At 67.1% G+C, this 14,342-nt stretch carries 14 protein-coding genes and 1 tRNA gene; 13 read left to right on the forward strand and 2 right to left on the reverse strand.

The window, feature by feature from the left end; translation table 11 throughout:
* Positions 1–19 precede the first annotated feature (19 nt).
* Together FPY90_RS09165 and FPY90_RS09170 are read left to right on the forward strand one after the other, a co-directional pair.
* A complete protein-coding gene (locus FPY90_RS09165; RefSeq protein WP_498685145.1) occupies positions 20–1,075 on the forward strand; it encodes a malate dehydrogenase in 1,056 nt (351 codons plus the stop codon).
* An 83-nt stretch (positions 1,076–1,158) separates the two neighbouring features.
* The gene (locus FPY90_RS09170) at positions 1,159–1,557 is read left to right on the forward strand and encodes a GNAT family N-acetyltransferase (protein WP_071213203.1); all 399 of its coding nucleotides are present in this window, start codon (positions 1,159–1,161) and stop codon (positions 1,555–1,557) included.
* 88 nt (positions 1,558–1,645) lie between these two features.
* On the opposite strand, the gene dcd is transcribed toward FPY90_RS09170, so the two are convergent.
* Positions 1,646–2,227, reverse strand: coding sequence for a dCTP deaminase (gene dcd, locus FPY90_RS09175; RefSeq protein WP_071212694.1), 582 nt, complete (start codon positions 2,225–2,227; stop codon positions 1,646–1,648).
* Between the two features lie 179 nt (positions 2,228–2,406).
* Between dcd and FPY90_RS09180 the strand changes: the two genes are divergently transcribed.
* Positions 2,407–3,240, forward strand: a complete 834-nt coding sequence (locus tag FPY90_RS09180) for a M15 family metallopeptidase (RefSeq protein ID WP_175475353.1) — start codon at positions 2,407–2,409, stop codon at positions 3,238–3,240.
* Positions 3,241–3,375: 135 nt separating this feature from the next.
* Positions 3,376–4,653 (forward strand): Nramp family divalent metal transporter, encoded by a 1,278-nt coding sequence (locus FPY90_RS09185; RefSeq protein ID WP_071212692.1) that lies wholly within the window; start codon positions 3,376–3,378, stop codon positions 4,651–4,653.
* 126 nt (positions 4,654–4,779) lie between these two features.
* Here the strand turns inward: FPY90_RS09185 and FPY90_RS09190 are convergent, their stop codons facing one another.
* The gene (locus FPY90_RS09190) at positions 4,780–6,486 is read right to left on the reverse strand and encodes a fumarate hydratase (RefSeq protein ID WP_071212691.1); all 1,707 of its coding nucleotides are present in this window, start codon (positions 6,484–6,486) and stop codon (positions 4,780–4,782) included.
* Positions 6,487–6,595: 109 nt separating this feature from the next.
* Between FPY90_RS09190 and FPY90_RS09195 the strand changes: the two genes are divergently transcribed.
* From FPY90_RS09195 to FPY90_RS09235, 9 genes are all read left to right on the forward strand, one after another.
* Positions 6,596–7,087 carry an SseB family protein gene (locus FPY90_RS09195; RefSeq protein WP_071212690.1) on the forward strand — a complete coding sequence of 164 codons (492 nt, stop codon included), beginning with the start codon at positions 6,596–6,598 and terminating at the stop codon, positions 7,085–7,087.
* Positions 7,088–7,162: 75 nt separating this feature from the next.
* Positions 7,163–7,645, forward strand: coding sequence for a cation:proton antiporter regulatory subunit (locus FPY90_RS09200; RefSeq protein ID WP_071212689.1), 483 nt, complete (start codon positions 7,163–7,165; stop codon positions 7,643–7,645).
* An 18-nt stretch (positions 7,646–7,663) separates the two neighbouring features.
* Complete coding sequence (locus tag FPY90_RS09205) at positions 7,664–8,851, forward strand: cation:proton antiporter (RefSeq protein WP_071212688.1); 1,188 nt, start codon at positions 7,664–7,666, stop codon at positions 8,849–8,851.
* 89 nt (positions 8,852–8,940) lie between these two features.
* A tRNA-Gly gene (locus FPY90_RS09210) sits at positions 8,941–9,011 on the forward strand.
* 99 nt (positions 9,012–9,110) lie between these two features.
* Positions 9,111–10,037 (forward strand): AEC family transporter, encoded by a 927-nt coding sequence (locus FPY90_RS09215; RefSeq protein WP_071212687.1) that lies wholly within the window; start codon positions 9,111–9,113, stop codon positions 10,035–10,037.
* 203 nt (positions 10,038–10,240) lie between these two features.
* The gene (locus FPY90_RS09220) at positions 10,241–11,062 is read left to right on the forward strand and encodes an amino acid ABC transporter substrate-binding protein (protein WP_071212686.1); all 822 of its coding nucleotides are present in this window, start codon (positions 10,241–10,243) and stop codon (positions 11,060–11,062) included.
* Between the two features lie 66 nt (positions 11,063–11,128).
* Positions 11,129–11,794 (forward strand): amino acid ABC transporter permease, encoded by a 666-nt coding sequence (locus FPY90_RS09225; RefSeq protein ID WP_175475352.1) that lies wholly within the window; start codon positions 11,129–11,131, stop codon positions 11,792–11,794.
* Positions 11,781–12,560 carry an amino acid ABC transporter ATP-binding protein gene (locus tag FPY90_RS09230; RefSeq protein ID WP_071212685.1) on the forward strand — a complete coding sequence of 260 codons (780 nt, stop codon included), beginning with the start codon at positions 11,781–11,783 and terminating at the stop codon, positions 12,558–12,560. Before FPY90_RS09225 ends, FPY90_RS09230 begins: the two co-directional genes overlap by 14 nt.
* Before the next feature lie 71 nt (positions 12,561–12,631).
* A complete protein-coding gene (locus FPY90_RS09235) occupies positions 12,632–14,341 on the forward strand; it encodes a helicase HerA-like domain-containing protein (protein ID WP_071212684.1) in 1,710 nt (569 codons plus the stop codon).
* Position 14,342: the final 1 nt, after the last annotated feature.

Raw genomic sequence — 14,342 nt, forward strand, 5'->3', positions numbered from 1 at the left:
TTGGTGGTTGCATTTAGCCATGAGCACACCAACACCCGTGACCGTTGCCGTGACCGGAGCCGGAGGGCAGATCGGCTACGCGCTGCTGTTCCGCATCGCCTCCGGGGCCATGTTCGGACCCGACACCCCGGTGAGGTTGCAGCTGCTGGAAATCCCTGCCGGCATGAAGTCGGCCGAGGGCAGCGCCCTGGAATTGCAGGACTGTGCGTTCGGCTCGCTGGCATCGGTGGAAGTGACAAGCGATCCCTCCCGCGGCTTCGACGGTGCCAACGTGGCCCTGCTGGTCGGTTCCCGGCCGCGCGGGGCCGGGATGGAACGCGGGGACCTGCTGGCCGCCAACGGTGCGATCTTCGGCCCGCAGGGTGCAGCCATCAACGCCCATGCGGCTGCGGATGTGCGCGTCCTGGTGGTGGGGAACCCCGCCAACACCAATGCATTGATCGCCGCGGCCCATGCGCCGGATGTGCCCCCCGAACGCTTCACCGCCATGACCCGCCTGGACCACAACCGGGCCCTGGCGCTCGTGGCCCGCACCCTGGATGTCCCCGTGGCGGGAATCGGCAACGTGACCATCTGGGGCAACCACTCGGCCACCCAGGTCCCGGACATCTCCCACGGCTGGGTCCAGGGCCCCGACGGCACGCGCCGCCCGCTGCCCGAGGCGCTGACGCAGGCCCTGGGCGGCAGCTGCAGCCTCGAGTCCTGGTTGGCGGAGAGATTCATTCCCCGGGTGGCCAAGCGCGGGGCGGAGATCATTGCCGTGCGAGGTTCCTCCTCCGCCGCCTCGGCCGCGGCCGCAGCCATCGACCACGTCCGGGACTGGGTCTCGGGAACCGCCGATTCGTGGACGTCTGCAGGGGTGGTCTCGGACGGATCCTACGGCGTGCCCCGGGGCCTGGTCAGTTCCTTTCCCGTGCACTCGCGCGACGGCGCCTGGCAGATCGAGCAGGGCCTGGAGCCGGGAGCCGAGGTCCGTGCGCGGATCGCGTCCTCGGTCAGGGAGCTCGAGGAGGAACGCGAGCTGGTCGCCTCCATGGGGCTGATCGGACGCGACCACGGAAGGCACGGCCGGTGAAGCCCCTGGCCCGCTTGGAGGTCCCCGGGCTGGAGGTCGCGGTTCGCGATGCGGCGCGGGCCGACCTGCCCGCGCTCCTGTCGATGCTGGCCGATGACCAACTGGGCGCAACACGGGATGCGCCCGGGGACGATTCGGGGCCGTACCTGGCGGCATTCGAGGCCATCGAGCGGGACCCGGCGCACCGATTGCTGGTGTGCGAGCATGCGGGGCAGGTCATCGCGATGCTTCAGCTCTCTCTCATCCCGGGCTTGTCCCGCCGCGGGGCCTGGCGCGCGCAGATCGAGGCGGTGCGCATCCGGGCGGACTACCGCGGGCGCGGGGTGGGGAAGAAATTCCTTCAGTGGTGTATCGGGTACGCGCGGTCCCAGGGTTGCTCGTTGGTGCAGCTGACGACGGACAAGAGCCGCGCCGACGCGCACCGCTTCTATGCGGGCCTCGGATTCACGGCGAGCCACGATGGCATGAAGTTGCAGCTGTAGGGATGTGCGGCCCCGCCGGGCGCTTAAGCTGGTGCGCAGGCCCGGTTCCCCGGACCTGCGCACGCACACGAACGCCAGGTGGTTGTGGCTAGCTTTCCAGCGTCGTGCGGTGGAAGTTCAGGTGGCTGCGCGATGCGGTGGGTCCGCGCTGGCCCTGGTAGCGGTTTCCGTAGGCACCGGACCCGTAGGGGTGCTCGGCCGGGGAAGAGAGCTTGAAGAAGCACAGCTGCCCGATCTTCGATCCCGGCCACAGCTTGATGGGCAGGGTCGCCATGTTCGACAGTTCCAGGGTCACGTGCCCGGAGAACCCCGGGTCGATGAATCCGGCGGTGGAGTGGGTCAACAGGCCCAGGCGCCCCAGCGAGCTCTTGCCCTCCAGCCGGGCGGCGATGTCGGTGGGCAGGGTGACGGTTTCGTACGTCGAGCCCAGCACGAATTCTCCGGGGTGCAGGATGAATGCCTCGTCGGGAGCGACTTCCACCAGGCGCGTCAGCTCCGGCTGGTCCGCTGCCGGGTCTATGTGGGCGTACTTGTGGTTGTCGAAAAGCCGGAAGAACCGATCGAGCCTCACATCCACGCTCGCCGGCTGGACCATCGCCGGGTCGAAGGGGTCGAGCTTAATACGTTCGGAGGCCAGCTCGCGTCGAATATCACCATCAGAAATCAGCACAGTACCCAAAATATCCCATTGGGCACGTGGACCGGGCATTGGTGACCTCGTCGAGCCGCCCGGCCCGTGCCGCTTCGGGTCCCGGGGCGGGCGCTACGGGCCCTCCGGCATGGGCTAACCACGGGACCAGCGGTTATCCTGAAGGGGATCCATCTTGCTTCATTCCCCGAAGGGACATCGTGTCTTTGTTTCGTGCCGGCATTCCCGCCCTGTTGCTGGGCGCCAGCCTGGTGCTGGCAGCCCCCCTCGCCGCACAGGCCGCGCCCGCGGCACCCGCTGCGGCGCAGGTGCATGCGGAAAAGCAGCCGAAACCGCCGACAACCGAGGAACTGACCAAGGACCAGGGTTCCTACCTGGCGCTGGTGAGCCGGGACCATCCCCTGGATCCGGCGAACTACAAGCCCAAGGACCTGCGCGACGTCGCCGGCAGCGGGCACGAACTGCGCAAGGATGCCGCCACCGCCTTGGAGTCCCTGCTCAAGGCGGCACGCAAGGATTCCCAGTCGCTGGCCGTGCTCAGCGCGTACCGCTCCTATGACCGCCAGTTGTCCTTGTTCAACGGGTACAAGGCCCGGTACGGGACCGAATACGCCACACGGTTGTCGGCACCGGCCGGAACCAGCGAACACCAGATCGGGCTGGCCGCGGACATCGGCCTGTCCAGCGGATACTGCAACCTCAAGGCCTGCTTCGGCGACACCGCCGGCGGGAAGTGGCTGGCCGCCAATGCCGCGGACTTCGGCTTCATCGTCCGCTACCCGGCCGACGGCGAAACGGTGACCGGATACAAGTACGAGCCGTGGCACCTGCGCTACATCGGCGTGGACCAGGCCAAGGCCATGGCAAAATCCAAGGCCGGCACCTTCGAGGCATTCCACGCGGCCCTGGTCAAGGCGTCCAAGGTCAAGCCGCTGACGGCCGCAGAGATCAAGCAGCAGCGCGAGTCCCTGCTGGTGCTGCGGTTCCTGCCGCCGTACCGCGACTGGTCAATCGGCTACGACTTCGCCCGCTAGCAAGCCACCTGGCTTCCGCGGGGCTTTCCCGTTCCCTCCCGGCGATGGTTCGCCGGGTGAATCGGCCGCCAAGGCCGTGCCCACGCCAACCACCCAGGTGTTTTAGCCATGCCTAAAGCGGGCTATTCTTTAGCCATGGCGAAAGACACCCCCGAGGCCCCGGTAGCAACAGGGCAATCCACAACCCCCGGCACGAACCTGCCGGCGACCCGCCGCCTGCTCTGGCTGCTGGGCCCGGCCCTGGTCGCCGGGGTCGCCTACCTGGACCCGGGCAACGTCGCGGCCAACATGAGCGCCGGGGCGCAATACGGGTACCTGCTGGTGTGGGTGGTGCTCAGCGGCAACCTCATGGCCTGGCTGGTGCAGTACCTCTCGGCGAAGCTCGGAGTGGTGACCGGAAAGTCGCTGCCCGAGGTGTTGCGCGAACGCTTCGGCAGCCGGGCGGGCCGGATCGCCTACTGGCTCCAGGCCGAGGCCGTCGCCATGGCCACCGATGTCGCCGAGGTCATCGGCGGGGCCGTGGCCCTCTACCTGCTCTTCGACCTGCCGTTGCTGGCCGGGGGCCTGATCACCGGGGTCATCTCCATGGGGCTTCTGCTGGTCCAGTCCCGCCGCGGACCCTGGGTCTTTGAACGCATCGTGATCGGCCTGCTGCTGGTCATTGCCGTGGGATTCTGCGCCGGGGTGTTCATCGCACCGCCCGAGGCGGCCGGATTGGCCAGCGGGCTGGTTCCCCGCTTCGCCGACACCAACTCGGTGCTGCTGGCCGTGTCCATCCTCGGCGCCACGATCATGCCGCACGCGATCTATGCCCACTCCTCGCTGGCACGGGACCGCTTCGGCTCCAAGCCGCTGCTCCGCTCCATCCCCCGGCTGCTGAAGGCCACGCGCTGGGACGTCTCGATCGCCATGCTCATCGCCGGGTCCGTCAACGTCGCGATGCTGCTGCTGGCCGCGGTGAACCTGGCCGGGGTCGAGGGCACCGAATCCCTCGAGGGGGCCCACGCCGCCCTCGAGGTTGCCCTGGGCCCCGTGGTCGCCACGCTCTTCGCCGTGGGCCTGCTGGCCTCCGGCCTGGCCTCCACCGCGGTGGGCGCCTACGCCGGGGCCGAGATCATGGCGGGGCTGCTGCACCGGCGCATTTCCCTGTTGGCCCGCCGCCTGATCACCCTCGCCCCGGCCCTGGCCCTGCTGGCCTCCGGAGTGGAGCCGACCTTCGCGCTGATCATCAGCCAGGTTGCCCTGTCCTTCGGCATCCCCTTCGCGCTGATCCCGCTGGTGAACCTCACGGCCCGCAAGGCCGTCATGGGCGCACACGCCAACCGCTGGTTCACGACCGGGGCCGGGATCCTGGTTTCCGTGCTGCTGGTGTCGCTGAACGTGCTGCTGATCGTGCTCACCGTCCGGGGCTGATGCCCCAAAAGCTGCGCGGGCCCGGGGCCGCCACCGGATGCAAGACACCGGTGGGGGTGCGGGCAGGACTGCCCGCAACCCCCACTTGGGTGCCGTGGAAACCTTGGAGGCTCCGCTGCGTGATGCCTACTTGGTGCGGATCGGCAGGCCCGTGAAGGTCGGCTTGGAGGACTCGGAGAAGAAGTCGTTGCCCTTGTCGTCGACCACGATGAACGCCGGGAAGTCCTCGACCTCGATCTTCCAGATCGCTTCCATGCCGAGCTCCTCGTACTCGAGAACCTCGACCTTCTTGATGCAATCCAGGGCCAGGCGGGCGGCCGGGCCGCCGATGGAGCCCAGGTAGAAGCCGCCGTGGGTGTTGCACGCGTCGGTGACCGCCTTGGAGCGGTTGCCCTTGGCCAGCATCACCATCGAGCCGCCGGCGGCCTGGAACTGCTCGACGTAGGAGTCCATGCGACCGGCGGTGGTCGGGCCGAAGGAACCCGAGGCCATGCCTTCGGGGGTCTTGGCCGGCCCCGCATAGTAGACCGGGTGGTCCTTGAGGTACGCCGGCATGTCCTCGCCGGCGTCCAGGCGTTCCTTGATCTTGGCGTGCGCGATATCTCGGGCCACCACCAGCGGCCCGGACAGCGACAGGCGGGTCTTGACCGGGTGCTTGGTCAGCTCGGCCAGGATCTGCTCCATCGGCTGGTTCAGGTCGATCTTCACCACCGAGGAGCCGCCGGTGCCGGTGACCCCGTCGGTCTCCGAGTCGTGGGCGGCGATCGCCGGGTGGTCGGACTCCGGCATGAAGCGCGCCGGATCGGTTTCCAGCTGCTCCACGAACACGCCCTCGGGGGTGATCTTGGCCAGCATCTGGCGGTCGGCCGAGCACGAGACGGCAATGGCGACCGGCAGCGAGGCACCGTGGCGCGGCAGGCGCACCACGCGCACGTCGTGGCAGAAGTACTTGCCGCCGAACTGGGCGCCGATGCCGAAGTTGCGGGTCAGCTCCAGCACCTGCTCCTCCAGCTCGGTGTCGCGGAAGCCGCGGCCGGTCATCGCGCCGGTGGTCGGCAGGTTGTCCAGGTACTTGGCCGAACCGTATTTGGCGGTCTTCAGCGCGAATTCGGCGGAGGTGCCGCCGATGACAATGGACAGGTGGTACGGCGGGCACGCGGCGGTGCCCAGCGAGCGCAGCTTCTCATCAAGGAAGCGCAGCATCGCGTTCGGGTTCAGGATGGCCTTGGTCTCCTGGTACAGGAAGGACTTGTTCGCCGAGCCGCCGCCCTTGGCCATGAAGAGGAACTTGTACTGGTTCTCGTGCCCCGGGGTGGTGTCCGCGTACAGCTCGATCTGCGCCGGCAGGTTGTTGCCCGTGGACTTTTCTTCCCAGGTGGTCAGCGGGGCCAGCTGCGAGTAGCGCAGGTTCAGCGTGGTGTAGGCGTTGTAGATGCCCTTGGACAGGTCCTTCTCGTCCGGGCCCTGGGTCAGCACCTGCGAACCGCGCTTGCCCATGACGATGGCCGTTCCGGTGTCCTGGCACATCGGCAGGATGCCGCCGGCGGCGATGTTGGCGTTCTTCAACAGGTCCAGGGCGACGAACTTGTCGTTCGGGCTGGCTTCCTCGTCATCGAGGATGTTGCGCAGCTGCTGAAGGTGCGCCGGGCGCAGGTAGTGCGAGATGTCGTGCAGTGCGGTGGAGGCCAGCAGTTCAAGCGCCTCGGGGTCGACCTCGAGGTATGTCCGGCCGCCCGGACCCTCGATGGTGCGTACGCCTTCGGTGGAAATCTGGCGGTAGGTGGTCTCGTCCGCCCCGATGGGCAGGAGGTCTTCGTACTGGAATTCGGGCATCAGGCTTCCTTGCAACAGAAACAATTTTGTCCCTCCACTCTAGAACGGTTGGCCCTTCAACCAGACATCGGGTTGCGCCGCCGGTCGCTTAGTCGACATGCTTGGGGGCATGAGCGAAGAGAACGAGCAAGCCAAGACCAGCACCAACGCCGAGGACATCCAGGCGGCCTTGGGCGTTGAACCGAAGACCGTCGGCAACGAGCCGGCCACCCACCTGGAGATGATGATCCGCGCCGCCCAGAATGATCCGGCGCTAAACGGACAGGTCATCGCCAGCTTCATGAACTCGGAAGTGTATTTCCTCAGCCGTGAGGAGGTCTCCGGCGAAACCACCAACGCGCAACCGATGCTGCTGCAGAACGCCGCCGGCGAACCCGTCATCGCCCTGTTCACCCACCTGGCCCGGATCCCGGGTGCCTACATCGACGTCGCACCCTACGGGGTGCAGCTGCTGGGCGGCACCATCATCCGCTCGCTGCAAGACACCGGGCTGGTCATCAACCCGGGCCACGAGCTCTGCCTGGAGATCGACGCCGCCGGGGTGAAGACCATCCGCCAGGAATTCAACCTCGACGGAAGCCTGAAAAACCCCTCGAAGTAGGCCCACGGTTCATCCCGCCTGCATGGGTGGCCGGAATCACGGGCCACGGCCCGCCGCGAGGTCTAGAGTGGGATCATGAATTTTGAAGATACGTCGCTGCCCGGCCTGGGCGTCCGTCGCGAAATAACCCTCGCGTCCGGGCGCCGGGTGGGCGTGGTGATCCTGCGTGACGGAACCATGCAGCTGATCATTTCCCAGCGCGAGGACCCCGACGCCTGCGCCGCGGCCATACCGCTGAGCACCGAAGAGGCCGGGGCCATCGGCGCCATGCTCGGTGCACCGCAACTGGTCACCCAGCTGTCGGACCAGCACCGAGACTTGCCCGGGGTCAACACGCAGCAATTCGTGCTCAGCCACGAAAGCCCGTACGTGAACCAGACCCTCGGGGACACCCACCTGCGCACCCGCACGGGCGTCTCGGTCGTCGCGATCTCACGCAGCGGCAGCGTCTTCCCCTCCCCCAGCCCCGGGTTCGAGCTCAATGCCGGGGACGTGCTGGTCATCGTCGGAACCTCTGCAGGGTTGGAAAACGCAGCGCACCTGATCAACGACGGCTAAGGGAGAGGTGCACGGGACATGGACGGCACCGCGCTGATCTTGGTTGAGCTTGGCGCCGTTTTCTTGGGGCTTGGGTTGTTGGGGAGGCTGGCCGCCAGGGTCGGCATGTCCCCCGTTCCGTTGTACCTGCTGGGCGGGCTGCTCTTTGGCAGCGGCGGCATGGTCAACCTGGCGGGCATTTCCGAGTTCGGGGAGATCGCCAGCGAAATCGGGGTGATCCTGCTCCTGCTGATGCTGGGCCTGGAATACACCGCCCGCGAACTTGTCACCGGCTTAAAGGGGGCCTGGCTCGCCGGGATCGTGGACCTGGTGCTGAATTTCACCCCGGGCGCCGGACTGGCCCTGCTCATGGGCTGGGGCTTTCCCGGGGCACTGGTCCTGGGCGGAGTCACCTATGTCTCCTCCTCCGGCATCATCGCCAAGGTCCTTTCGGACCTGGGCAGGCTGGGCAACCGGGAAACACCGGTGGTGCTCTCCATCCTGGTGCTCGAGGACCTGGCCATGGCCATCTACCTGCCGGTGCTCACCGCCACACTGGCCGGGCTCAGCTTCCTGGGCGGCCTGCGTGCGGTCGGCATCGCGCTGGGCACCATCACCCTGGTCTTGTTGGCGGCACTGCGCTTCGGCCCGCAGATCTCCCGGCTGATCCACTCCTCGGACCGCGAAAACTTCCTGCTCAAGCTGATCGGCGCCGCACTGCTGGTCGCAGGCCTCGCCTCGGCGCTGCAGGTGTCCGCCGCGGTCGGCGCCTTCATGCTCGGCATCGCGATTTCCGGGTCCACCGCGCACTCGGCGACCAAGATCCTCGAGCCGCTGCGTGACCTGTTTGCCGCGATGTTCTTCGTGGTCTTCGGGCTGAACACCGATCCGACCACCATTCCCGCAGTGCTGCCGATGGCGGTCCTGCTGGCCGTTGTCACCTCGCTGACGAAGGTCGCCACCGGTGTCTGGGCCGCCAGACGCGCCGGCATCGGGGTCCCCGGGCGCATCCGCGCCGGCCTGGCCTTGATTGCCCGCGGCGAGTTCTCCATTGTCATTGCCGGCTTGGCCGTCGCTTCCGGGGCGGTCACCGGCGAGCTGGCAGCGCTCGCAACCGCCTATGTGCTGCTGCTGGCGGTCCTCGGCCCCGTGGCGGCCCGCCTGGCCGAGCCTCTGTCCCGTCCGTTCCTGTCCAAGGCCGCACCGGAGCCGGACACCGCTTTTTGACGCGCCCGGGATCGCCGATTAGGTTTTCGCACCCCACCTTGGGATATGCTGTTTTCTGCCCGGGCGGCCATTAGGCTTCCCGGAGCACTGCGGGCGTAGCTCAATGGTAGAGCGCCAGCTTCCCAAGCTGGACACGCGGGTTCGATTCCCGTCGCCCGCTCGCAAGCATGTGGGACCCGGCCGGCGGCCGGGTCCCACGTCGTTAAGGCCTTCGCGCAGCGCGGGGCCACCAACAGCGGGAAGCAGGCCCTTAAACCTCATGAGCGGAGTACTCTCTGGTTTTGCCGTGGTCTGGACCGTCATCGCCGTGGGGTATTTCGTCGGGCGGACCGGCGTGCTGGGAGAGAACGCCCGCTACGTGCTCAACCGGCTGACCTTCTTCGTCGCCAGCCCGGCCCTGCTGTTCACCACCCTGGCCGACTCCAACCCCGCCTCGGTGCTTGGCCCGTTCCTGGGTGTTGCCGCGCTTTCCTCCCTGGCCACCGCCATTGCCTTCGTGCTGGTGACCCGCTGGTGGCTGCGCCGGGATTTGACCGAGTCGACCATCGGCGCCATGAGTGCTTCCACCGTGAACTCGGCCAACCTGGGGTTGCCCATTGCCCTGTACGTCCTGGGCGACATGGCCCATGCGGCGCCGGTGATCCTGTGGCAGCTGGCCCTCTACTCCCCCGTGTGCCTGGCCATCCTGGATGCCAGCACCTCGAGGCACCGCACCACGGTGTTTTCCATGCTGGTCCAGACCCTGAAAAACCCGATGATCGTCGGATCGTTGGCGGGCCTGGCGTGTGCGTTGTTCGACATCAGGCTCCCCCAGCCGCTGGCCGACCCCATCGAGCTGATCGCCGGGGCCTCGATCCCGGCTATGCTCATCGCCTTCGGCATTTCGCTGGTGGGTTCCAAGCCCCTCGAGGCCTCCGGCGGCCGGAGGGCCGACACCCTGGTGGCCACCGGCATGAAGCTGGTGTTCCAGCCCGTGGTCGCCTGGGCGCTGGCCGTGTGGGTGTTCCGCCTGGATCCCCACGCCGTGTTTGTCGCGGTCATCATGGCCGCACTTCCCACGGCCCAGAACATCTTCGTCACCGCCTCGCGCTACGAGCGCGGCATCGTCCTGGCCAAGGACACCGTCCTGCTCACCACCATCGTCGCGGTCCCGGCCATGATGCTCGTTCCCCTGTTGCTGACCTGAGCTTCTTCCCGGATTGGCACCGGGTTGCGGGCCGGAACGCGACATGGCGACGCACTTCGGAACAAAGGGCTTATGCGATTCCCACCTCCGTGTTAGCGTCTGATCAAGGTTCACTTGTTCGGCATCCGGTGCCCGCCTCGATTCGCGACGGCGGCAGCTGCCGGGCGGCGGGTGGACGACCGTGACCGAAAGGACCGTTTCCCATGAAGCGCCACATCATCGCCCTGGCCACCGCCGCATTGCTCGCCGTGTCGGTCACCGGGTGCAGCGGCTCCACCGATCCTTCCGGGTCCCCTTCCGCCAGCGGCACCGCGACCGGCCTGACGCTCAAGCAGGTCCAGGATGCCGGGGTGCTGAAGATCGGCACCGAGGGAACCTACAAGCCGTTCTCCTTCCACGAGGGAGGGACCGGCGCGCTGACCGGCTTCGACGTGGACGTCGTCACCGCCGTGGCCCAGAAGCTGGGCGTGAAGCCGCAGTTCGAGGAAACCCAGTGGGATGCGATCTTTGCCGGACTGGAAGCCGGGCGCTCCGACGTGATCGCCAACCAGGTCTCCATCACCCCGGAGCGCGAGGCCAAGTACGAGTTTTCCAAGCCCTATACCGTGAGCACCGGGGTCATCGTGACCAAGTCCGGCAATACCGACATTTCCTCCTTCGCGGATTTGAAGGGCAAGACCACCGCCCAGTCCCTGACCAGCAACTGGCAGCAGCTGGCCAAGGACTCCGGGGCGAATATCGAGGCCGTCGAGGGCTGGGCCCAGGCCATCACCTTGCTGAAGCAGGGCCGCGTCGATGCCACCATCAATGACAAGCTCACCTACCTGGATTCGCAGAAAACCAAGCAGGACGACGGCATCAAGATCGCCGCAGAGACCGCCGAGAAGTCCCTCAGCGCCATGGCCTTCCGGCAGGGCAGCGAGGACCTGGTCAAGGCCGTGGACAAGGCGCTCGAAGAGCTCTCGAGTGACGGGACCCTGTCCACGATCTCCGATAAGTACTTCGGGGCCGACGTCACCAAGTAGTTTCCTGCAGCATCGCGGACTGCAGCCCGGCGGCCCGCGATTCCACCGTGCGAAGGAGCCCTGCCCATGGACATCAATTGGGAACTTATCGGCGATTCCCTCTGGCCCATAGTGCTGGGCGGGCTGAGCGGCACCATTCCGCTGTCGCTGGCAAGCTTTGCCATCGGCCTGGCGATTGCGCTGGTCATGGCGCTGATGCGGCTGAGCCGAAACCCGGTGGTGTCCTTCATCGCCCGGGCGTACATCTCGGTGATCCGCGGCACCCCGTTGCTGGTGCAGCTCTTCGTCATCTTCTACGGGCTGCCCTCCATCGGCGTGACCCTGAGCCCGTGGCCAAGCGCCATCATTGCCTTCTCGATGAACGTCGGCGGCTATGCGGCGGAGGTGATCCGGGCGGCCATCCTTTCGGTCCCCAAGGGGCAGTGGGAGGCCGGCTACACCATTGGCATGTCGCGCACCACCACGCTGCGCCGGCTGATCTTGCCGCAGGCGGCCAGGGTTTCCGTCCCGCCGCTGTCAAACACATTCATTTCCCTGGTCAAGGACACCTCCCTGGCCTCGCTGATCACATTCACCGAGCTGTTCCGCCGCGCCCAGGAAATCGCCGCTTTCAGCCAGGAATTCATGCTCGTCTACATCGAGGCAGCCCTGGTGTACTGGGTGTTCTGCCTGGTGCTTTCCTCGGGCCAGACCCGACTGGAAAGAAGGTTTGACCGCTATGTCGCACACTGACCCCGGCAACGCCCGGCCCCTGCTGAGGGCCACCGACCTGCAAAAGAGCTTCGGCGAGCACCAGGTGCTCAAGTCCATTGACCTGTTGATCGGCAAGGGGCAGGTCCTGGCATTGATCGGACCGTCCGGTTCCGGCAAGACCACGGTGCTGCGCTGCCTCAACGGGTTGGAGATCCCCGACGGCGGCGAGGTGGCCTTCGACGGCGGACCGGCGGTGGCCTTCGCCCCGGGCACCACGCAGAAGCAGGCGCAGGTGCTGCGCACCCGCAGCGCCATGGTGTTCCAGAACTACAACCTCTTCCCGCACATGACGGTGCTGGAAAATGTCATCGAGGGCCCCCTCCAGGTCCAGCGCCGCAAACGCGTCGAGGTGGTCGCCGAGGCCGAGTCCCTGCTGGCCCGGGTCGGGCTGGCCGAGAAGCGCGACCAGTATCCGCACCAGCTCTCCGGAGGCCAGCAGCAGCGCGTCGGCATTGTCCGGGCGCTGGCGCTGAAGCCGTCGCTGCTGCTCTTCGACGAGCCGACCTCGGCCCTGGACCCGGAACTGGTGGGAGACGTGCTCAGGGTGATCAAGGAACTCGCCGACGAGGGCTGGACCATGGTGCTGGTGACCCACGAGCTGGCCTTCGCCCGGGAGGTCGCCGATGAGATCGTATTCATGGACCAGGGCGTGGTCGTCGAGCGCGGGCATCCCGAGGTGGTGCTGCGCACCCCGCAGAACGAGCGCACCAAGCAGTTTGTGCACCGGCTGCTCAACCCGTTCTAGGGACCGCCGCCCTGACGGGAGAAAAAGAATTGGTGCGCCCACCACCACGGACGTGTTCCAGACCGTAGGCTATGGACATGGCCAAGATGACGACATCCCAGCACGTGGAAACCATAACCGCCGGTTACGCCTTCGAAGGCCCGGCCGTGACACTCGGAGCGGCGCTGGTCGATGACCAGCTCTTCCCCGAGGCGCAGGTCCGCTTGCCGCTGCGCATGATGAACCGGCACGGACTGGTGGCCGGCGCCACCGGCACCGGCAAGACCATCACCTTGCAGCTGATGGCCGAGCAGCTCTCCTCCCATGGGGTCCCGGTGTTCCTGGCGGACATCAAGGGCGACCTCACCGGACTTTCCACCCCGGGAACACCCACGGAAAAACTCACGGCGCGCACCGCCTCGGTCGGCATGGCCTGGGAAGCGAAGTCCTTCCCCGTGGAGTACTACTCTCTGGGCGGGGACGGGCAGGGGATCCCGATCCGGGCCACCATCTCCTCCTTCGGCCCGTTGCTTCTCTCGCGGATCATGGAGTTGAACGAGACCCAGGAATCCTGCCTGCAGCTGATCTTCCACTACGCGGACACCAAGGACCTCGAGCTGCACGACCTCAAGGACCTCCGCGCGGTCATCACGCATCTGACCAGCGACGAGGGCAAGACCGAGCTCGAAGGGCTGGGCGGGGTCTCCAAGGCCACCGCCGGGGTGATCCTGCGCGAGCTGGTCACCCTGCAGGCCCAGGGCATGGAGTCCTTCTTCGGCGAACCGGAATTCGACACCGCCGAGCTGCTGCGCCAGGCTCCCGACGGGCGGGGAATCATCAGCTGCCTGGAACTTCCCACGCTCATGGAAAAGCCGGTGCTCTTCTCCACCTTCATGATCTGGCTGCTGGCCGATCTCTTCTCCGAGCTGCCCGAGATCGGAAACCCGGAGAAGCCGAAGCTGGTGTTCTTCCTCGACGAGGCCCACCTGCTCTTCAACGGGGCCTCCAAGGCGTTCCTGGCCTCGATCACCGCCACGGTGCGGCTGATCCGTTCCAAGGGCGTCGGGGTGTTCTTCGTGACCCAGACGCCCAAGGACGTCCCCGCGGACGTGCTCGGGCAGTTGGCCAACCGCGTCCAGCACGCGCTGCGCGCCTTCACCCCGGACGACGCCAAGGCCCTGAAGGCCACCATCTCCACGTTCCCCACCAGCGACTACGACCTGGATGCGGCGTTGACGCAGGCCGGGACCGGTGAAGCGGTGGTCACCGTGATGAACGAGAAGGGCGCGCCGACCCCGGTGGCCTGGACCCGGATGTGGAGCCCGGAATCGACCATGGGCCCCTCGGCGCCGGAAACGGTTTCCGGGATCATTGGCACCTCGGCCCTGATGCAGGTCTACGGCACGGCCGTGGACCGGGAGTCCGCGTACGAGAAACTCACCGCGGGCGCCGCGGCGCCTGCCGCCGCCCAGGTCCCCACCGGCGGATCGGTGGCCGCACGCGTGCCCGGTCCGGGCCAGTCCCAGGCCGACATCGATGCCGCTGCCCGCGAAATCGAGGAATCGATCCTGGGCCGGCCCTCGTCGATCCCCCATTCCGCACCGGAACCCGGCGCCACCGATTACGCCATGCCCGAACCTCCGGCGACCGCGAAGAGAGCCCCCGGCCGCAAGGCAAGTGCCCCCGCCCCCGCGCCGAAACCCGACAATCCCGTGCTTGACATGGCCTTGCAGGCCGCAAACATGATCGGCAGAGAGCTGTTTCGCGGCATGTTCGGCACCAAGCGGCGCCGCCGCCGCTAGG

Source organism: Arthrobacter sp. C2 (genome assembly GCA_024207135.1).
In the GTDB taxonomy this organism is placed as follows: domain Bacteria; phylum Actinomycetota; class Actinomycetes; order Actinomycetales; family Micrococcaceae; genus Paeniglutamicibacter.